The organism is Brevundimonas sp., assembly GCF_036400995.1.
Taxonomy (GTDB): domain Bacteria; phylum Pseudomonadota; class Alphaproteobacteria; order Caulobacterales; family Caulobacteraceae; genus Brevundimonas.
The window spans coordinates 1-18,664 of the sequence record NZ_DASWWG010000116.1 but is presented as its reverse complement, the minus strand read 5'-3'; the positions used below and the strand labels follow the sequence as shown (position 1 = coordinate 18,664).

Sequence of the window (18,664 nt, the reverse complement as noted above, 5' to 3'; positions counted from 1 at the left end):
AGCAGGTCGGCCACTGGATCGCCGACGTCATCGACTCGATGAAGGGCGGCGACGAGGCTGACGCGGCTGTCTCGCAACGGGTTGCCGGCGAGGTGCGCGAGCTCACCCGCCGCTTCCCGATCTACGGATGACGCGCCGATGAAGTGCCCCTTCTGCGGAAACCCGGACACCCAGGTGAAGGACAGCCGCCCGTCCGACGACGGCGCGGCCATCCGGCGCCGGCGGTCCTGTCCGCAGTGCAGCGGGCGCTTCACCACCTTCGAGCGGGTGCAGTTACGCGAGCTGGTCATCCTCAAGCGCAACGGCCGCCGCACGCCCTTCGACCGCGACAAGCTGGAGCGTTCGCTCGGCATCGCCCTGCGCAAGCGGCCGGTGCAGCCGGAACAGATCGAGCAGCTGGTCAGCCGCATCGTCCGCCAGCTGGAAAGCCTCGGCGAGACCGAGATCCCGTCCTCGACCGTCGGCGACTTCATCATGAAGGCGCTGAAGAGCGTCGATGAGGTGGCCTATGTCCGCTACGCCTCGGTCTACAAGGACTTCCGCCACACCGGCGACTTCGCCCGCTTCCTCGGCGACGAGGGTCTGGACGACGAGACCGGCGGCCGCTGATGCGCCCGTCTGTCACCCTGAAGGTGGCGACCTCCCTCGACGGGCGGATCGCGACCGGTTCCGGCGAGTCGAAATGGATCACCGGCGAGGCCGCCCGGCTTGAAGGCCACCGCCTGCGCGCCGCCCATGACGCCATCCTCGTCGGCGTCGGCACCGTTCTGGCCGACGATCCCGAGCTGACCGCCCGGCTGCCGGGGCGTCCGGTGGACCAGCCCCTGCGCGTGGTCCTGGACAGCACCCTGCGCACGCCCGCGACGGCGAAGGTGGCGTCCGGCGACACCCTGATCCTGACGGCCTCGGAGCCCGCGCCGGTCGGCTCGGCCCGGGTCGAGCGCGTCGCCGCCGAGGACGGCCGACCGGCCCCGAAGGCCGTTCTGGCGGCCATTGCGAAGGCGGGCGCGCAGTCGGTCCTGATCGAAGGCGGCGGCCAGGTCGCGGCGGCCTTCCTGCGCGCCGGACTGGTCGACCGGATCGAGTGGTTCCGCGCGCCGATCCTTCTGGGGGCGGAGGGATTGCCCTGTGTCGCCGCCCTGGCCCTTGCGAAGCTGGCCGAGGCCCCCAAGTTCCGGCGTCTGTCTGTCGAACCGCTCGGCGGCGATCTGTGGGAACGCTACGACGTTCCGCGCTGATTGCCCGATCCGACTGTTCGCCCCCTGTTTTCTGTTTCCAAGGCCGTCTGAATGTTCACCGGAATCGTCACCGACATCGGTCGCGTCCGTAAGGTCGAGCAGACCGCCCGCGACCGCCGCTACGAGGTCGAAACGGTCTGGGACACCTCCGGCATCGATCTGGGCGCCTCCATCAGCCACGCGGGCTGCTGCCTGACGGTCACCGAGAAGGGGCCCGGCTGGTTCGCGGTCGAGGTCTCGGGCGAGACCCTGTCGAAGACCAATCTGGGCGACTGGACCGAGGGCCACCGGGTCAATCTGGAACGCGCGGCCAAACTGGGCGACGAACTGGGCGGTCACATCGTCTCGGGCCACGTCGACGGCCTCGGCAAGGTGGTGTCGATCACGCCCGAGGGCGGTTCGCACCGCATCGAGATCGAGGCGCCGGCCCCGCTGCACCGCTTCATCGCGCCCAAGGGCTCGATCACCGTCGACGGCGTCTCCCTGACCGTGAACGCGGTCGAGGGCCGGGTTTTCGGCCTCAACATCATTCCCCATACCTGGGAAGCGACCACGCTCGGCGGCCTGAAAGCCGGCGATGCTGTGAATCTCGAGATCGATATGCTGGCGCGATACCTCGCGCGGTGGCAGGAGACGGCGTGATGCAAACGGCAGCCGCGAACATGAACGACAGCCCGATCAGCCCCATCGAGGACATCCTCGAGGACGCCCGCAACGGGAAGCCCTACATCCTCGTCGACGCCGAGGATCGTGAGAACGAGGGCGACATCATCATTCCGGCCCAGTTCGCCACGCCGGACCAGATCAACTTCATGATCAAGCAGGCCCGCGGTCTGGTCTGTCTGGCCATGACCGGCGATCGCGCCCGCCAGCTGCGCCTGCCGCCGATGGCCGCCGACAACCGCGAGAGCATGAAGACGGCCTTCACCGTCTCGATCGAGGCCAAGGACGGCGTCACCACCGGCATCTCCGCCGCCGACCGCTCGCGCACCATCCAGGTCGCCACCGATCCGACCAAGGGCGTCGATGACATCGTGACGCCCGGCCACATCTTCCCGTTGGTCGCGCGCGACGGCGGCGTTCTGGTCCGCGCGGGCCACACCGAGGCCTCGGTGGACATCAGCCGCATGGCTGGCCTGACCCCGGCGGCCGTGATCTGCGAGATCATCAAGGACGACGGCGAGATGGCCCGCATGCCGGACCTGGTCGCCTTCGCCCAGCTGCACGGGCTCAAGATCGGCACGATCGCCGATCTGATCGCCTATCGCCGCCGCACCGAGCGCTTCGTCGAGCGGGTCATGGACACCCCCTTCGAGAGCGTCCACGGCGGCCCGTTCCGGCTGATGCTCTACAAGAACACCATCGAGGGGAACGAGCACGTCGCCCTCGTTCACGGCAAGATCGAGCCGGGCAAGCCGACCCTCGTGCGGATGCATCAGGTGGACTTCGCCGCCGACCTGCTGGGCCATGTGGAAGCGCGTCAGTGCTACATCCCGCAGGCGCTCAAGGCGATCACCGCCCATGACGGCGCGGGCGTGACGGTCTTCCTGCGCGACCCGGACCTGCACGGCCTCGCCGAGCGCCTGGCCGGCGTCGAGAAGCCGAAGGCCGTCGACCGTTCGCTGCGCAACTACGGCGTCGGCGCGCAAATTCTGCTGGACCTCGGGGTTCGGGACATGATCGTCATGAGCTCGACCCGCCCCAATCCCACCGCGCTTGAGGGCTACGGCCTGCGCATTGTCGGCTGGCGCGACATGGACGGAGAAGACCAATCGTAACGACCCCCACCCGCGTGCTCATCGTCGAGGCGCGCTTCTATGAAGAACTGGCCGACGCACTGCTGGACGGGGCGACCGACGTCCTGCGCGCGCAAGGCGTCGAGTTCGACGTGGTTTCGGTTCCGGGCGCGCTGGAAGTGCCGACCGTGATCGCCATGGCCGAGGAAGCCGGACGTTTCCCGACCGCGCCGCGCTATGACGGCTACGTCGCCCTGGGCACGGTCATCCGCGGCGAGACCTACCATTTCGAGATCGTCTCGGATCAGTCGGCCGCCGGGATCACCCAGCTGGGCCTCAAGGGTCTGGCCATCGGCAACGGCATCCTGACCACGGAAGACGAGGATCAGGCCTGGGCGCGCGCGCGCCGCAGCGAGGGCGACAAGGGCGGCGGCGCCGCGCGCGCCGCGCTGGACCTCATTGCCTTGCGCAAGCGCCTGCGCGTAGGACTGGGCTCGTGACCGAACCGAACAGCCTCAAGTCCGTCCTCGAGCAACTCGCCGAGGCCGAGAAGTCCCGCGCCGAACCGGCCCTGACCTCGCGTCAGCGCCGGGCGCGCACCGTCGCCCGCCTCGCCGCCGTCCAGGCCCTGTACCAGATGGAGCTGGCCGGGGAGGGCGTCGACACCGTCATCACCGAGTTCTCGAACCATCGCTTCGATGCGGACATCGAGGGCGAGCCGCTGGCTGAGGCCGACGAAGCCTATTTCGCGGACATCGTTCGCGGCGTGGTCGGCGACCAGCGCGTCATCGACGAGTCGATCAAGGCCCGTCTGGCCTCGAACTGGCGACTGGAACGGATCGATTCGACCCTGCGCGCCCTGCTGCGCGCCGGCGCCTGGGAGCTGCGGGCCAGCCGCGACGTGCCCAAGGAGATCGTGATCGACGAGTACGTCGAACTGGCCAAGGCCTTCTTCGACGACGCCGAGGCCAAGTTCGTCAACGCGGCGCTGGACGGCGTCGCGCGGGATGTGCGCGGCTGATCGATCATGGCCGCGATCGACGTCGCCGGTGAGTTCGAGACCATCCGGCGGCTGTTCGCGCCGCTGGCCCACCCGGAATGGGGGCGGGACCTTCGTGACGACGTCGCCGTGGTTCCGACCCGTCCCGGTTACGACCTGGTCCTGACCAAGGACGCCATCGTCGAGGGCGTCCATTTCCTGCCGACCGATCCGCTGGACACCGTCGCGCAGAAGCTGCTGCGCGTGAACCTGTCCGACCTGGCGGCCAAGGGCGCCGAGCCCTTCGGCTATTTGCTGGCCTGCGGCTGGTCCGAGCGTTGCGGCTGGCCCGAGCGCGAACTGTTCGTGGAGGGGCTGGCGCGTGACCAGAAGGCCTTCGGCGTGGCCCTGCTGGGCGGCGACACCGTGGTGACGCCCGGGCCCGCCACCTTCTCCGCGACGATGATGGGATGGGCGTCCAAGGGCCGGACCGTCAGCCGGGCCGGCGCCCGCGCGGGCGATCTGGTCTTCGTCACTGGCTTCATCGGCGACGGCTGGCTGGGCCTGCAGGCGGCGCAGGAGAAGCTGGCGCTGGAGCCCGAGCGGCTGGCGGCGCTGATCGACCACTATCGCGCCCCGACGCCGCGGCTGATCTTCGCCGACTTGATCCGCGACATGGCCACGGCCTCGGTCGACGTCTCGGACGGCCTCATCGCTGACCTGGGCCACATCGCCTCGGCCAGCGGCGTGGGCGTGGACATCGACCTTGAGGTCACGCCGCGATCGCCCGCCGGACAGGCCTGGTTCGCCACCCGGGTCGACGAGGAGGCGGCGCTGGAGAAGCTGGTCACCGGCGGCGACGACTACGAGATCGCCTTCACCGCCGCCCCTAAGGACGAGGCGGCGCTGCGCCGCGAGGCCGAGCGGCGGCACATCTGGCTGACCTGTCTGGGGCGGGTGACCGAAGGCCGGGGGGTCACCGCCCGCTTCGACGGCAAGCCGGTCGAGATCGCCGCGCCGGGCTTCAGCCACCGCTGAGCAACGAAATCTCAAGGCGTGGGCGGTAACCCTGTCGCCATGCACCGCCGCGACCTGCTCTCCGCCGCCGCCGTCCTGCCCGCCGTGGCCGTCGCTTCGCGCGCGGCCGCGTCCGAGGATGCGCCGTCGGGCGGGGCTACCCTGGGCATCTCGGGCGTCGGCCTGCCGGTGATCGCGGGCGGCCGGGTGCGCAACTACGTCTTCGTCTCCATGCGCCTGCATCTGGGCGGCTCGGCCACCGCCGAGAGCATGCGGGGCAAGGAAGCCTATCTGCGCGACGCCCTTGTGCGCGCCGGGCACCGGACGCCCTTCGTCGTCGCCGACGACTGGACCCGCATCGACACCAACGCGATGTCGGCCAGCCTCCTGCGCTCGGCCGCCGCCATCTGCGGCCGCGGGTCCGTCACCCGCGTCGAGGTGATCAGCCAGGCGCCCCGCTGGCGCACCGGCCTTCGCGCAGGCTAACAGCGTTCACCTTACCCTGTTGCGTCACTCCGACGCATTTGGCAGGCTCCTTCCGTTATCCCCAAGGGCAGCCCTTGAGGCCGCCGTTGCGCACGGGGGGACCGGAAGGCGGAGAGAGGCGAAAACGCCCGCCGCGCCAAGGGTCCGGGCGCCCTACACACAGGGTTTGGAAACGCCATGTCTAACTATCTGTGGCTTGTCATAGCCGCAGGCGGCCTCGGGATTCTCTACGGAGCGATCCAGACCGCCGCCTTGATGAAAGCTCCCACCGGCAACGACCGCATGCGCGAGATCGCGGCCGCCATCCAGGAGGGGGCCTCCGCCTATCTGCGCCGCCAGTACACCACCATCGGGATCGTCGGCGTCATCATCCTGATCGCCGCCTGGCTGCTGATCGGCCAGTGGGCCGCCGTCGGCTTCCTGATCGGCGCCGTGCTTTCGGGCGCGGCCGGTTTCGCCGGCATGCTGATCTCGGTCCGGGCCAACGTCCGCACCGCGCAGGCCGCCTCGGAAGGCCTGTCCAAGGGGCTGGATCTCGCCTTCCGCTCCGGCGCCATCACCGGCATGTTCGTGGCGGGCGGCGCCCTGCTGGGCGTGGCGGGCTACTACGCCTTCCTGACCCAGGGGCTGGGTATGGAGGCCACCGACCGTCACGTGATCGACGGCCTGGTCGCCCTGGGCTTCGGCGCCTCGCTGATCTCCATCTTCGCCCGTCTGGGCGGCGGCATCTTCACCAAGGGCGCCGACGTCGGCGGCGACATGGTGGGCAAGGTCGAGGCCGGCATCCCCGAGGATGACCCCCGCAACGCCGCCACCATCGCCGACAACGTGGGCGACAACGTCGGCGACTGCGCCGGCATGGCCGCCGACCTCTTCGAGACCTATGCCGTGACGACCGTGGCGACGATGGTGCTGGCCGCCATCTTCTTCCGCGGCACGGACTATGTCGGGGCGATGATGCTGCTGCCGCTGGCCATCTGCGCCATCTGCATCGTCACCTCGATCATCGGCAGCTTCTGCGTCCGTCTGGGCAAGAGCCAGAACATCATGGGCGCCCTGTATCAGGGCCTGATCGTCACCGGCGTCCTGTCGGTCGGCGCGGTGTGGTGGATCATCGACCAGGTCGCCCCGGCGACGGTCACCACCTCGGGCGGTCTCGTGATCACCTCGATGCAGCTCTTCTGGTCGGGCGTGGTCGGCCTGGTGGTCACCGCGGCCATCGTGGTCATCACCGAGTACTACACGGGCACGGGCTTCCGGCCGGTGAAGTCGGTGGCCAACGCCTCGGTCTCCGGTCACGGCACCAATGTGATCCAGGGCCTGGCGATGTCGCTGGAATCGACGGCCCTGCCGGCGCTGACCATCATCGTCGGCATCGTCGTCACGTACCAGCTGGCGGGCCTGTTCGGCATCGCCATCGCCACCACCACCATGCTGGGCGTGGCGGGGATGATCGTGGCGCTGGACGCCTTCGGTCCGGTCACCGACAACGCGGGCGGCATCGCCGAGATGGCCGGTCTTCCGCCGGAAGTCCGCCACTCGACCGACGCCCTGGACGCCGTCGGCAACACCACCAAGGCCGTGACCAAGGGCTACGCCATCGGTTCGGCCGGCCTCGGCGCCCTGGTGCTGTTCGCCGCCTATACCGAAGACCTGAAGTTCTTCTCCGAGCCCGCCCAGGCGGCCGGGACCTTCTTCGAGGGCATGGGGGCGGTCACCTTCGACCTGTCGAACCCCTATGTCGTGGTCGGCCTGCTGTTCGGGGGGCTGCTGCCCTTCCTGTTCGGCGGCCTGTCGATGACCGCCGTCGGTCGCGCGGCCGAGTCGGTCGTGGCCGAGGTGCGTCGTCAGTTCCGCGAGAACCCGGGCATCATGACCGGTCAGGTCAAGCCGGAGTACGGCAAGGCCGTCGACATCCTGACCTCGGCGGCGATCCGGGAGATGATCGTGCCGTCGCTGCTGCCGGTGCTGTCGCCGATCGTCCTGTTCGCCGTGGTGCTGTTCATCCAGCCGGAGAAGGCCAACGCCTTCGCCGCCCTGGGCGCCATGCTGATGGGCGTGATCGTGACCGGCCTGTTCGTGGCCATCTCGATGACCTCGGGCGGCGGCGCGTGGGACAACGCCAAGAAGGTCATTGAAGAGGGCTTCACCGACAAGAACGGCGTCGTCCACGGCAAGGGCTCCGAGGCGCACAAGGCTGCGGTGACCGGCGACACGGTGGGCGATCCCTACAAGGACACCTCCGGTCCGGCGGTGAACCCGATGATCAAGATCACCAACATCGTCGCCCTGCTTCTGCTGGCGGTGCTGGCGAGCGGCAAGATCGGCTGATGGGCGGGGGGCGGCGCTGGAGACAGCGCCGCCCCTTTCGCCGCCACTAGCCACTAGCCACTATCTTGGCGCCTCAACGAGAAACGCCCCGGAGAGCCATCTCCGGGGCGTTTCGATTCCAGTCCGGCTGAGAACCCTAGTCCGGGCGGCGCTGGCCGGGCTCGTTTTCGTCGGTGCGCGGCAGCTGGCCGCGGGCGACGTTGCCCAGCAGCTGCTCGAGGATGGTCAGCTGGCGGCCGCGGGTCGGGGTCTCGCGGGCGTTCATCGCGATCTGCTGGCCGTCTTCCAGGTCGAGGGTGCGGACGGCGGAGACCTGACCGGCGTCGTCGAAGGTGATCTCGGTCACCGTGCGCTGGGTCACGCGCGGGCGGTTGTAGGTATATTTCTCGGTGATCTGGGTCATGTAGTACCAGATCGTATCGCTCTCGAAGGTCGAGGTGGTCGACGGCGTGCCCAGCTTGGTCAGCACCGTCTGGCGGGTATCGGTCCCGGCGACGATGTCGGCCGGACGCGAGTCGATCGCCTGGAAGCCGTTCTGGCCCACCACGGGCGCGCAGCCGGCGGTCAGGACAGTGGCCGAAAGGGCGGCGAAAAGGAGCTTCGAACGGAGCATGTGCGGCGCCTGCGACAGAACAAGGTCTTTGACCTAACCGGACCCGAGCCTTAGTTCAACGGCGCGGCGGAAAAGGGGCCGTGAAACATGCTTCAGAATCTTCTCAGATCCTTCCGCCGCGAGCGGGTCGGCGACGCGCTTTACGAGCTTGTCGTGCGCCAGGCCCGTGATCCGGGCTTCTACACGACCCTGGGCGTGGCGGACCGGATCGACGCCCGGTTCGAACTGTACACCCTGCACATGCTGCTGCTGACCATGCGTCTGAAGGACGAGGGGACGGAGCAGGGGGCGGACGCCGGGCAGCAGCTCTTCGACACCTATGTGTCGGCGCTGGACCACACCCTGCGGGAGCTGGGCGTGGGCGATATCTCGGTCGGCAAGAAGATGCGCAAGCTGGGTGAGTCCCTGTATGGTCGCATGACGGCCTATGAGCAGCCGCTGCGCGACGGCGACGCCGCCCTGCTGGCCGAGCGTCTGGCGCGCAATGTGATGGAAAGCGAAACGACGTCTGACGGCGCGGCCCTGGCCGCCTATGCGCTGGCCGGTCGCGAGCGACTGGCGGCCCAGCCGTTCGCGGAAGTGATGAAAGCGCCCGCATGGGCGGAGGTGAAGGCGTGAGCGTCCCTGAACTGCCCTGGAGCGAGCCTGTCCGTCTGCATCAGATCGGATCGGGCGTGAAACGCACCCTCGTTCCGGACGAGGCGGCGGTGCGCCGAATCATCCGCGCGTTGGACCTGGCCTCCCTCGATTCGTTCGAGGCGGATGTGGAGCTGGTTCCGGACGCCATCGGCTGGACCCTGAGCGGCCGCGTGCGGGCGAGCCTGGCCCAGACCTGCGGAATCACGCTGGAGCCCCTGCCGCTCGAGATCGACGACGCCTTCTCGGTCCAGCTCTCGGAGCCGGTGGACGAGGAGTCCGACGAGATCGTGATCACGATGGAGGACGAGACGCCCGACATCGTCGAGGACGGCCAGATCGATCTGGGCCAGTATGTCGTCGAGCAACTGGCGCTGCGGCTGGATCCGTTCCCGCGCAAGCCCGGCGCCGAGTTCGTCCAGCCGCCGGAACCGGCGGAAATCTCGCCCTTCGCCGTGCTGAAATCGCTTCGGTCTTCCGACGAAGGTTGACGCAGCGTCCGCCCGGTTGCATCCCCCGGGTGCGGCGTTATCGTCGCACCCAGCCCAGCGCCGCGTGAGACGGCGCGACGGAGTCGAAACGGCTTGCCTTCCCCCATTCTGATCTCGCTTGACGCCATGGGCGGGGATCACGGCCCGTCGGTCGTGGTCGGCGGCATTCGCGAGTACCGCAAACGACACGGCGGCGACGGCGTGCGCTTCCTGCTGAACGGCGACGAAGCCGCCATCCGCGCGGAGATGACCCGCAACGGTCTGGGCGACGACGTCTGCGACGTCCGTCACACCGACAAGGTCGTGGCCATGGACGAAAAGCCCGCCACGGCCATGCGCCGGGGCAAGGGCTCCAGCCTGTGGAACGCCATCGAGGCGGTGAAGGGCGGAGAGGCCCACGCCGTGGTCTCGGCGGGCAACACCGGCGCCCTGATGGCGATCTCCAAGCTGATCCTGCGCATGTCGGTGCAGGGGCTGGAACGTCCGGCCATCGTCGCCAGCTGGCCGACCCATCGCGGGATCACCGCGGTGCTGGACGTCGGCGCCAACGTCGAGAGCGACGCGGCGCAACTGGTCGAGTTCGCCATCATGGGCGAGGCCTTCATAACGGCGGTGCACGGTGTCGAGCATCCGACCGTCGGCGTCCTGAACGTCGGGTCCGAGGACATGAAGGGCCATGAGGAGGTCCGCGAGGCCGCCCGTCTGCTGCGCGAGGGCGACTTCGGGCTGGCCTATCACGGCTTCGTCGAGGGCGACGACATCGCCAAGGGCACGGTCGACGTGGTCGTCACCGACGGCTTCACCGGCAATATCGCGCTGAAGACCGCCGAGGGCGTGGCCAAATTCATCGGCTCGCTGCTGCGTGAGGCGCTGGGCTCCAGCCTGCTGTCGAAGGCGGGCGCGGCCCTGGCCTATCCGGCGCTGAAGAAGATGAGCGCGAAGATCGACCCCAACGCCATCAACGGCGGGCCGCTGCTGGGCCTGAACGGGATCGTGGTGAAGAGCCACGGCGGCGCCACCGCCGCGGGCTTCGGCTCGGCGATCCGCATCGCTGTCGATCTGGCCCGCAGTGACTATATGAGCAAGGTCGGGGTGAAGCTGCAGAGGCTGAACGCCGTGCTTGAACAGCCGACGACGCCCGAGGCGGACCCGGCCAAGGAGACTTCCCAGTGAGCGTCACCCGCAGCGTCGTGACCGGCGTCGGTTCCTTCCTTCCGGAACAGATCGTCACCAACGCCGACCTGGCCGCCATCGTCGATACGTCGGACGAGTGGATCCAGGAGCGGACCGGGATCAAGCAGCGGCACCGCGCGCGGGACGACCAGCCGACCAGCGATCTGGCGACCGAGGCCGCGAAGCGCGCCCTGATCGACGCCGGCAAGACGGCGGCGGACGTCGACCTGATCATCGTCGCCACCACCACGCCCGACATGACCTTCCCGGCCACCGCCTCGATCGTCCAGCGCAAGCTGGGCGCGCCGGTGGGCATCGCCTTCGATGTCCAGGCCGTGTGCTCGGGCTTCGTCTATGCGCTGAGCGTCGCCGACGGCTTCGTGGCGCGCGGGCTGGCCAAATGCGCCCTGGTCATCGGCGCCGAGGAAATGACCCGGCTGATGGACTGGACCGATCGCACGACCTGCGTCCTGTTCGGCGACGGCGCCGGGGCGCTGGTGGTCGAGCCCCGCGAAGGGCAGGGGACCAAGGCGGATCAGGGCCTGCTCGGCTTCGCCCTGCGCTGCGACGGCTCCAAGACCGACCTGCTCTACGTCGACGGCGGTCCGGCCACGACCGGGACGGTCGGCCATCTGCGGATGGCGGGCAACCAGGTCTTCAAGCACGCGGTGATCAACATCGCCGAGGCCATCACGGCGGCCTGCGCCGCCTCCAACATCGAGATTCCCGAGGTCGACTGGTTCGTGCCCCACCAGGCCAACCAGCGCATCATCCGCGGCGTCGGCGACCGGCTGGGTCTGGACGAGGAGAAGGTCATCTCGACCGTCGCCCTGCACGCCAACACCTCGGCGGCCTCGATCCCGCTGGCGCTGGACGCCGCGATCAAGGACGGGCGCATCAAGCGCGGCGATCTGGTCGTGATGGAAGCGATGGGCGGCGGACTGACCTGGGGCGCCTGCGCGATTCGTCTGTAACGCGCATTTCGCCTTTTCATTTCAGCGCTCTTGCCCTCTTATGCGACGCATTGACGAAAGAGGGGAGTGACCGGTGACGCAGACCCTGACGCGGGCCGACCTTTGCGAAGCTGTCCACGAAGAAGTGGGCCTGTCGCGACAGGAATGCTCCCAGATGGTCGAACGCACCCTCGAGCTCATCGTCGAATCGCTGGAGCGCGGCGAGACCGTGAAGCTGTCCGGGTTCGGCGTGTTCCAGGTCCGTGAGAAGCGCGCCCGCATGGGCCGTAATCCGAAAACCGGCGAGCCGGCGGCGATCAACCCGCGCCGGGTCATCAGCTTCCGCGCCTCCCAGATCATGAAGGGTCGGGTGCACGACGCCGTCGTCACCGACTGATCCCCGTGGCCAAGAGCCCCAACGCCTTCAGAACCATTTCGGAAGCCGCCGACGAGATCGGCGCGCCGCAGCATGTGCTGCGCTTCTGGGAGACCAAATTCGTCTTCGTGTCGCCGCTGAAGCGCGCGGGCGGCCGTCGCTTCTACCGTCCGCAGGACCTGGTGGTGCTGAAGGCGGTCAAGCGGCTGCTCCACGACGAGGGCCTGACCATCAAGGGGGTCCAGCGCCTGTACAAGGAGCAGGGCATCAAGCGCATCGCCGCCTGGGGCGACCCCGAAGGCCTGGTCAGTTTCGAGCCCGAGGGCGCGGTGGCCGCCGAAACGCCCGGGGGCCCGGCGTCGCCCGCTTCGCCGCCCGCGCCGCGGGCGTCGACGGTTCGCCTGCGTCAGGTGCTGGCGGAACTGGAAGGCGCGCGGGCCCGTCTGGAAGCCGCCCTGACACGAACCGCCTGACGGCTGCTTTTTTGGGTTTGCGCGGCGCGCGACCCCGTCTATAGGGAGCCCCTCTCGGAGCGTGGCGCAGCCTGGTAGCGCACTTGACTGGGGGTCAAGGGGTCGCAGGTTCGAATCCTGTCGCTCCGACCATTTTCGAAAGAAAATCGGTTGGTTGAAGGGGTCGTCTTCGGACGGCCCCTTTGCAATTCGGCCCCGAGGCTCAGTCCTTGCCGCTCTCGGCCCATTTGAACAGCGGGTAGAGCGGCACGCCCCAGCCGATGCCGCCGACGGCGAAGAACAGCAGGTCGAGCATCTGGCCCGGCGGGAACAGGCCGCGCAGGGCGATGACGCCCCAGATCCAGGCGCACAGGAAGACCAGCACGCCGATCATGGCGATGAAGCGACGGGTCCGGCCGCCCATCAGCGTTTGCTGCGGAACAGGAAGAAGGCGATCAGGGCGATGACCGCGGCCACCATGGACCACAGCACCCAGCCCCACTGGTCCATGGTCGAGACGCCGAACACGCGCACGGCCAGGAACCAACCGGCGACGGCGCCGGTGCCCGAGACCAGCGAGGTGGCGAACAGGCCGCGACGACCTGTCAGCAGGTCGGCCAGCCAGGCCAGAACAAAGGCGCCGAGAACGGCGGTGACGATATCGGCGTACTGCAAACGGCCTTCTCCCCATGCGGCGACGCTGCGCCGAAAAGCGACTCGCTCTCGCCTTCATGCTTGGGCATACCGCACAGGTCCGGGCGCGGCGAGTGACGCGACCGGCAGTGTAACGTTCGGAACGGCAGGCGTCGAATGAAGCGTTTTGGCGGTAGGGATCAGAGCCGCGCGGTGGCGATCTGGCTCTGGCTGGTGGCGGCGATGGTGTTCGCCATGGTGGTGGTCGGCGGCGTGACCCGTCTGACGGGCTCGGGCCTGTCCATCACCGAGTGGAAGCCGATCATGGGCGCGCTGCCGCCGTTCAGTCACGCCGACTGGATGGACGCCTTCGAGAAGTACAAGGCCATCCCGCAGTATCAGCAGGTCAACGCCGGCATGAGCCTGGGCGAGTTCCAGGGCATCTTCTTCTGGGAGTGGTTCCACCGGCTGCTGGGCCGTCTGATCGGTCTGGTCTTCGCGGCGCCCTTCGTCGTCTTCCTGTTCATGCGCAAGGTTCCGCGCCGCCTGATCGGGCGCTGCGTGATCCTGCTGGGTCTGGGCGGCCTGCAGGGGCTGATCGGCTGGTGGATGGTCACCAGCGGCCTGAGCGAACGCGTCGATGTGGCCCCCGAGCGCCTGACCGTGCACCTGGGGCTGGCGCTGGTCATCTTCATGGGGCTGATCTGGACCGGGCTGGAGGCCTGGAACGGCGAGGAGCATTCCCGCTCGCCCGAGGGCTGGAGCCGCGGCGCGGCGATCCTGCTAGGCGCGGTCTTCTTCCAGTGCCTGCTGGGCGGGCTGGTGGCCGGGGCCAAGGCGGGCTTCGTCTATACGGACTGGCCGCTGATGAACGGAGCCGTCCTGCCGCCGGTGGAGTGGGGCAAGGGGGCGCTGGCCTTCCTGCATGACCAGGCGCTGGTGCAGTTCAATCACCGCATCTGGGCCTATGGCCTGCTGATCGGCGGCACGGTCTATGCGGTGCAGGCGTGGCGCTGGCGGCTGGCCGAAGGGCTGGGCGCGAGCGCCTTTGCGGTGGCGGTCGCCCTGTGGCTGCAGGCGGCGCTGGGCGTGGTGACCCTGATCAACGCCGTGCCCCTGTGGCTGGGCGGCCTGCATCAGGCGGGCGCCGCCCTGGTGCTGGCGATCGCGACGGTGAACCTGTGGCGGGTCCGCCGGTCGCAGCCGCGCCTGTTCGTGTCGGGCCCGCGGGTGCGGGGGTTGTTCTGAGGGACCGAGCGCGGTTCACCTCCCCATCGCCCCTTCAAGGCGATGGGGAGGACAGATCGGCGTCTTCGCCGATCAGGAGGGGGCGGCGCAGGCGGTCAGGGATTGGCCGCCGACACCGGCGTTTGAGACCTCTCCGGCCCTGACGGAGTCGCCCTCTCCTGATCGACGCTGAACGCATCGATCTGTCCTCTCCATTCGCTTGAGGGCGAATGGAGAGGTGAGCTGAAGCCCTAGCTCCTCACACTCGCCCACGGCCCCCGGATGGCCAGGGTCATGCCGGGGTACATGATGTTGACGAACAGCACCTCGCCGTCGGGCGAGAAACAGGCGCCGGCGAACTCGGAGTTCCCGCGGAAGACGTTGCGGGCGATCACATAGATCTGCCCCTCCGGCGTGACGCCCCGCAGGTGGTTGCGGATCTCGCTGGAATAGTTGTCCTCGCAGATCACCAGATGGCCCCAGGGCGCGACGGTGATGTTGTCGCCCATGTTGAAGGTCCTCTCGTCGGTGCTCTCGACGAACAGCTGCAGCCGGTCGGCGGCGCCGTTGAGGCCGGGGACGAGGCGCATGACCTGACCGCGACGGATCGGACCGCCCGAGGTGGCGGTCAGGTAGAGTTCGTCGTCGCCCCACCAGATGCCTTCGCCGCGGGCGATCAGGGCCGCGCCGGCGCGGTGGCCACGCTGACGGAGATCGCCGGCGGGGTCCTCGACATCCTCCAGGTCGATCCACTCGACCTCGCGCCAGTCGCCGACGGCCCAGCTACGCCGGCCGTCCTGGTTGCGGGTGTCGGCCGAGGGCGCGCCCTTCCACGCCAGGGCCTGCAGTTTGCCGCCCTCGACCAGCTTGCCGGGGACGTTGGGGATGAAGCGGTACAGCAGGCTGTCGTTCACATCCTCGGTCAGATAGGCGAAGCCGGTGCGCGGATCGATGCACACGGCCTCGTGGTCGAAGCGGCCCATGGCCTTGAGCGGCACGGGCTCGACCGGGCCCGTGGCGCCGGCGGGCACCTCGAACACCCAGCCGTGGGCCTTGGTGACATCGGCGTCGGCGGGCGTCTCGATGGTCTCCTCGCAGCTCAGCCAGCTGCCCCAGGGCGTCGGGCCGCCGCAGCAGTTGGTCGAGGTCCCGGCCAGGGTCAGGCGGTGGCTGACGGTCCGGCGCGTGGCGAGGTCGTAGACGATGGTCGAGCAGCCGCCGGGCAGGGGGCGGCCGTCCTTGAAGGTGTCGAAGGCCTTTGACGGATCGAGCAGGGCCAGCCGCTCCTGATGCAGGCCGCCCGGGCCGAGGTTGCGGTGCAGGCCGCTGGAGCCCTTCAGCTCGTGGTTCAGGACCAGGGCCACCTGCGAGCCCTGCAGCGGGAAGCAGGCCATGCCGTCGGGCTGGCCGGGGACGAACAGGCCGTCGTCCATGGTGTCGCCGCTCTGGGCCACGACCTGGTAGGTGAAGCCCTCGGGCAGATCGAGCAGCTTGTTGGGGTCTTCCTTCAGCGGGCCGTAGCCGTGGATCTGGTTGACGTAGGTCTCCTCGCCCGGCGCGGCCGCTTGCGCGGCGGCGTGGCGGGCCATGCCGGTGAAGGCGAGGGCGGCGCCGCCCGTTCCCATGAGGTGACGACGGTTCAGACGCATGGGCGGGCACTCCGGGCAGGACAACTGCCGCGCTTATGGCGCGCGTCGGTCAGGGTTCTGTGACAACGGGCGCGACGGAATGTCCGGGTGTGGGGGTGTGGGGTGTGGGGGGGGCTTGCGCTCACCTCTCCATTCGCCCGCAAGCGAATGGAGAGGACAGACCGACGCGTGAGCGGCGGTCAGGTGAGGGCGGCGCGGTGGTGACGGAAGCTGGCTCAAACACGGCTGTTGGCAGGCCAACAGCAAACACCTGCGCCGCCCCCTCCTGATCGCTGGCGCGATCTGTCCTCCCCATCGCCTTGAAGGGGGCGATGGGGAGGTGAGGTGAGCGTCGGGCGGTGGGGGACACCCCGCACCCCATCCCCCACGCCCCCAGAAGTGCTCGAAATGATGCGGTATTTTAATACCGTTTCTACTTTCCTGTTATTTTACAGATATATAACCTGAAATCGCTGCGCAAATCGGCATTGACCGGCGATCCGCCTTCCTCTATCAGCGCGCCTTCCGTTCTTCCGGTCCGCCGGGGGAGCACACCGTTTCGCCCGTCTCCCAAGGACTCCTCGTTATGCTGAAGAGCACCACGGCTTCGCTGAAGCCGGCCGAGGTCGAGAAGAAGTGGATCCACATCGATGCCGAAGGCGTCGTGGTGGGCCGTCTCGCGACCTTCATCGCCAACCGTCTGCGCGGCAAGCACCGCGGTGACTACACCCCGCACGTCGATTGCGGCGACTACGTCGTCGTGACCAACGTCGACAAGGTCGTTTTCACCGGCAAGAAGAACACCGACAAGGTCTACTACCGCCACACCGGTCACCCGGGCGGCGTCAAGGAAACCACCCCGGAGAAGGTTCTGGGCGGTCGTTTCCCCGAGCGCGTCCTCGAGAAGGCCGTTGAGCGCATGCTGCCGAAGGAGTCGCCGCTGGCTCGCAAGCAGATGACGCACCTGCGCCTGTTCTCGGGCTCGGAGCACTCGCACCAGGCCCAGTCGCCCGAAACCATCGACTTCGCCTCGAAGTCGGCCAAGAACACCCGGAGCGTCTGAGCATGACCGACGTCACCACCGAAAACACCGGCTTCGACGCCCTGAAGGGCCTGTCGGCCTCGGCTGAAGCCGAAGCCCCGGTCCATGTCCAGAAGCTGGACGCGCAAGGCCGCGCCTACTCGACCGGCAAGCGCAAGAACGCCATCGCCCGCGTGTGGGTGAAGCCGGGCACCGGCAAGTTCACCATCAACGGCAAGGACCAGGAGCAGTATTTCGCTCGTCCGGTTCTGCGCATGATGATCGCCCAGCCGCTGGTCATCGCCGAGCGCGAAACCCAGTACGACGTGATCTGCACCGTTGAAGGTTCGGGCCTGTCGGGCCAGGCCGGCGCCATCCGCCACGGCCTGTCGCACGCCCTGACCCACTACGAGCCGGAACTGCGCAAGGTCCTGAAGCCGCACGGCTTCCTGACCCGCGACAGCCGCGTCGTCGAGCGTAAGAAGTACGGCCGCGCCAAGGCTCGCCGTTCGTTCCAGTTCTCGAAGCGCTAATCGCGTTCACGCGGTTTGGATTTGGGGCGCTTCGGGAAACCGGAGCGCCCTTTTTCTTGTCCCGAGTTGAGGTTATGGCGGCCCATGAAGTTCCTTTCGAAGATGTTCGGAAAGTCGTCGCCCGCGCCTGAAACTTCCAGCAAGGACGAGGCTTTGCTCATTGTCCCCATGCCAGCCTTGGTCGCTGTGTTGTTGGCGGCGGAAAATCAGAAGGGCGCTCCGCTGATCAAGGCGGAGGTTCTGGAAATTCGCGACGGGGCGGTGTGCATGGCCATGCCGGTGCATGCAGCCGAGAGAATGGCTGAAGCGCGGGGGTACGCAGACATCAATCCCGAACGTGTCTGGGAGGAGTGGCAAGCCTTCCGCCAATCAAATGAGCAATCGTCGGACTGACATGACCCACACCATCTTCATCGACGGCGAAGCCGGCACCACGGGCCTCGAGATCCGCGAACGGCTGGAGGCGCGTTCGGATCTGGAGCTGCTGCTGCTGGGCGACCGGCGGCGGGACGTCGAGGCGCGGCGCGAGGCGCTGAACAGCGCCGATGCGGTGATCCTGTGCCTGCCGGATGACGCGGCCAAGGAAGCCGTGGGCATGATCGAGAACCCCGCCGTGCGGGTGATCGACGCCTCGACCGCCTATCGGGTCGATCCGGACTGGACCTATGGCTTCGCCGAGATGGCCCCCGGTCAGCGCGAGGCGATCGCGGGCTCGACGCGGGTGTCGAATCCCGGCTGCTATCCGACCGGCTTCATCGGCCTGGTGCGCCCGCTGGTGTCGGCGGGGATCATCCCGGCAGGCTGGCCCGTCACGGTCAACGCGGTCAGCGGCTACTCCGGCGGCGGCAAGGCCATGATCGCCGAGTTCGAGAGCGGCGAGGCCGAGGCCTATCGCGCCTATGGCCTGACGCTGAAGCACAAGCATGTGCCGGAAATGACCCTGCACACGGGGCTGACGCGCAACGTCCTGTTCGCGCCCGCCGTGGGGAATTATCGCCAGGGGATGCTGGTCGAGGTGCCGCTGCACCTGTCGACCCTGCCGGAAACGCCCTCGGTTGAGCGGCTGCACGGCGCCTTGCTGGAAGCCTATGACGGCCAGCGCTTCGTCGAGGTCGCCGATCTGGACGAGACCGAGGCCATG

24 protein-coding genes and 1 tRNA gene are annotated in these 18,664 nt (G+C 68.3%); 21 read left to right on the top strand and 4 right to left on the bottom strand.

Features of this window, described 5'->3' with window-relative positions; all coding sequences use genetic code 11:
• Positions 1-138: 138 nt before the first annotated feature.
• The 9 genes from nrdR (at position 139) to VGE03_RS16020 (ending at position 7,787) form a co-directional block, all read left to right on the top strand.
• Entirely contained in the window at positions 139-609 is a 471-nt protein-coding gene (nrdR, locus tag VGE03_RS16060; protein ID WP_331047481.1) for a transcriptional regulator NrdR, read from the top strand.
• Entirely contained in the window at positions 609-1,238 is a 630-nt protein-coding gene (locus VGE03_RS16055) for a RibD family protein (RefSeq protein ID WP_331047480.1), read from the top strand. The genes nrdR and VGE03_RS16055 overlap by 1 nt, the downstream gene beginning before the upstream one ends.
• 51 nt (positions 1,239-1,289) lie before the next feature.
• Positions 1,290-1,880, top strand: a complete 591-nt coding sequence (locus VGE03_RS16050) for a riboflavin synthase (RefSeq protein WP_331047479.1) — start codon at positions 1,290-1,292, stop codon at positions 1,878-1,880.
• Entirely contained in the window at positions 1,880-3,016 is a 1,137-nt protein-coding gene (gene ribB / locus VGE03_RS16045; RefSeq protein ID WP_331047478.1) for a 3,4-dihydroxy-2-butanone-4-phosphate synthase, read from the top strand. Before VGE03_RS16050 ends, ribB begins: the two co-directional genes overlap by 1 nt.
• Positions 3,017-3,030: 14 nt before the next feature.
• Positions 3,031-3,474: a 6,7-dimethyl-8-ribityllumazine synthase gene (gene ribH / locus VGE03_RS16040; RefSeq protein WP_331047477.1), complete on the top strand. Its 444-nt coding sequence runs from the start codon at positions 3,031-3,033 to the stop codon at positions 3,472-3,474.
• The gene (gene nusB, locus VGE03_RS16035) at positions 3,471-3,995 is read left to right on the top strand and encodes a transcription antitermination factor NusB (protein ID WP_331047476.1); all 525 of its coding nucleotides are present in this window, start codon (positions 3,471-3,473) and stop codon (positions 3,993-3,995) included. Before ribH ends, nusB begins: the two co-directional genes overlap by 4 nt.
• A 6-nt stretch (positions 3,996-4,001) precedes the next feature.
• On the top strand, positions 4,002-4,991 hold the full coding sequence (gene thiL / locus VGE03_RS16030; RefSeq protein WP_331047475.1) for a thiamine-phosphate kinase: 990 nt from the start codon (positions 4,002-4,004) through the stop codon (positions 4,989-4,991).
• A 39-nt stretch (positions 4,992-5,030) separates the two neighbouring features.
• The gene (locus VGE03_RS16025) at positions 5,031-5,456 is read left to right on the top strand and encodes a hypothetical protein (protein ID WP_331047474.1); all 426 of its coding nucleotides are present in this window, start codon (positions 5,031-5,033) and stop codon (positions 5,454-5,456) included.
• A 177-nt stretch (positions 5,457-5,633) separates the two neighbouring features.
• Positions 5,634-7,787: a sodium-translocating pyrophosphatase gene (locus tag VGE03_RS16020; protein ID WP_331047473.1), complete on the top strand. Its 2,154-nt coding sequence runs from the start codon at positions 5,634-5,636 to the stop codon at positions 7,785-7,787.
• Between the two features lie 136 nt (positions 7,788-7,923).
• Here the strand turns inward: VGE03_RS16020 and VGE03_RS16015 are convergent, their stop codons facing one another.
• The gene (locus VGE03_RS16015) at positions 7,924-8,400 is read right to left on the bottom strand and encodes an outer membrane protein assembly factor BamE (protein WP_331047472.1); all 477 of its coding nucleotides are present in this window, start codon (positions 8,398-8,400) and stop codon (positions 7,924-7,926) included.
• Positions 8,401-8,487: 87 nt separating this feature from the next.
• Here VGE03_RS16015 and VGE03_RS16010 point away from each other — a divergent pair, with 87 nt between their 5' ends.
• From VGE03_RS16010 to VGE03_RS15980, 7 genes are all read left to right on the top strand, one after another.
• Positions 8,488-9,018, top strand: a complete 531-nt coding sequence (locus VGE03_RS16010; RefSeq protein ID WP_331047471.1) for a ubiquinol-cytochrome C chaperone family protein — start codon at positions 8,488-8,490, stop codon at positions 9,016-9,018.
• Positions 9,015-9,527 (top strand): DUF177 domain-containing protein, encoded by a 513-nt coding sequence (locus VGE03_RS16005; protein ID WP_331047470.1) that lies wholly within the window; start codon positions 9,015-9,017, stop codon positions 9,525-9,527. Before VGE03_RS16010 ends, VGE03_RS16005 begins: the two co-directional genes overlap by 4 nt.
• A gap of 93 nt (positions 9,528-9,620) precedes the next feature.
• Positions 9,621-10,700: a phosphate acyltransferase PlsX gene (gene plsX / locus VGE03_RS16000; RefSeq protein ID WP_331047469.1), complete on the top strand. Its 1,080-nt coding sequence runs from the start codon at positions 9,621-9,623 to the stop codon at positions 10,698-10,700.
• On the top strand, positions 10,697-11,674 hold the full coding sequence (locus VGE03_RS15995) for a beta-ketoacyl-ACP synthase III (protein WP_331047468.1): 978 nt from the start codon (positions 10,697-10,699) through the stop codon (positions 11,672-11,674). The genes plsX and VGE03_RS15995 overlap by 4 nt, the downstream gene beginning before the upstream one ends.
• Positions 11,675-11,747: 73 nt before the next feature.
• Complete coding sequence (locus tag VGE03_RS15990; RefSeq protein WP_331047467.1) at positions 11,748-12,050, top strand: integration host factor subunit alpha; 303 nt, start codon at positions 11,748-11,750, stop codon at positions 12,048-12,050.
• A gap of 5 nt (positions 12,051-12,055) precedes the next feature.
• Positions 12,056-12,502 (top strand): MerR family transcriptional regulator, encoded by a 447-nt coding sequence (locus tag VGE03_RS15985; protein ID WP_331047466.1) that lies wholly within the window; start codon positions 12,056-12,058, stop codon positions 12,500-12,502.
• Between the two features lie 55 nt (positions 12,503-12,557).
• A tRNA-Pro gene (locus VGE03_RS15980) sits at positions 12,558-12,634 on the top strand.
• A gap of 70 nt (positions 12,635-12,704) precedes the next feature.
• Here VGE03_RS15980 and VGE03_RS15975 read toward each other — a convergent pair.
• Both VGE03_RS15975 and VGE03_RS15970 read right to left on the bottom strand, forming a co-directional pair.
• Positions 12,705-12,905 (bottom strand): DUF2842 domain-containing protein, encoded by a 201-nt coding sequence (locus tag VGE03_RS15975; RefSeq protein ID WP_331047465.1) that lies wholly within the window; start codon positions 12,903-12,905, stop codon positions 12,705-12,707.
• Positions 12,905-13,156 (bottom strand): transglycosylase, encoded by a 252-nt coding sequence (locus VGE03_RS15970; RefSeq protein ID WP_331047464.1) that lies wholly within the window; start codon positions 13,154-13,156, stop codon positions 12,905-12,907. Before VGE03_RS15970 ends, VGE03_RS15975 begins: the two co-directional genes overlap by 1 nt.
• Before the next feature lie 135 nt (positions 13,157-13,291).
• Between VGE03_RS15970 and VGE03_RS15965 the strand changes: the two genes are divergently transcribed.
• On the top strand, positions 13,292-14,362 hold the full coding sequence (locus tag VGE03_RS15965) for a COX15/CtaA family protein (protein WP_331047463.1): 1,071 nt from the start codon (positions 13,292-13,294) through the stop codon (positions 14,360-14,362).
• A 230-nt stretch (positions 14,363-14,592) separates the two neighbouring features.
• Here the strand turns inward: VGE03_RS15965 and VGE03_RS15960 are convergent, their stop codons facing one another.
• The gene (locus VGE03_RS15960; protein WP_331047462.1) at positions 14,593-15,990 is read right to left on the bottom strand and encodes an alkaline phosphatase PhoX; all 1,398 of its coding nucleotides are present in this window, start codon (positions 15,988-15,990) and stop codon (positions 14,593-14,595) included.
• Between the two features lie 568 nt (positions 15,991-16,558).
• Between VGE03_RS15960 and rplM the strand changes: the two genes are divergently transcribed.
• The 4 genes from rplM to argC form a co-directional block, all read left to right on the top strand.
• On the top strand, positions 16,559-17,032 hold the full coding sequence (rplM, locus tag VGE03_RS15955; protein ID WP_331047482.1) for a 50S ribosomal protein L13: 474 nt from the start codon (positions 16,559-16,561) through the stop codon (positions 17,030-17,032).
• A 2-nt stretch (positions 17,033-17,034) separates the two neighbouring features.
• Complete coding sequence (rpsI, locus tag VGE03_RS15950; protein ID WP_331047461.1) at positions 17,035-17,523, top strand: 30S ribosomal protein S9; 489 nt, start codon at positions 17,035-17,037, stop codon at positions 17,521-17,523.
• 84 nt (positions 17,524-17,607) lie between these two features.
• Entirely contained in the window at positions 17,608-17,916 is a 309-nt protein-coding gene (locus tag VGE03_RS15945) for a hypothetical protein (RefSeq protein WP_331047460.1), read from the top strand.
• Position 17,917: 1 nt separating this feature from the next.
• The coding region (gene argC / locus VGE03_RS15940) for an N-acetyl-gamma-glutamyl-phosphate reductase (RefSeq protein ID WP_331047459.1) at positions 17,918-18,664 on the top strand (747 nt) is incomplete at its 3' end.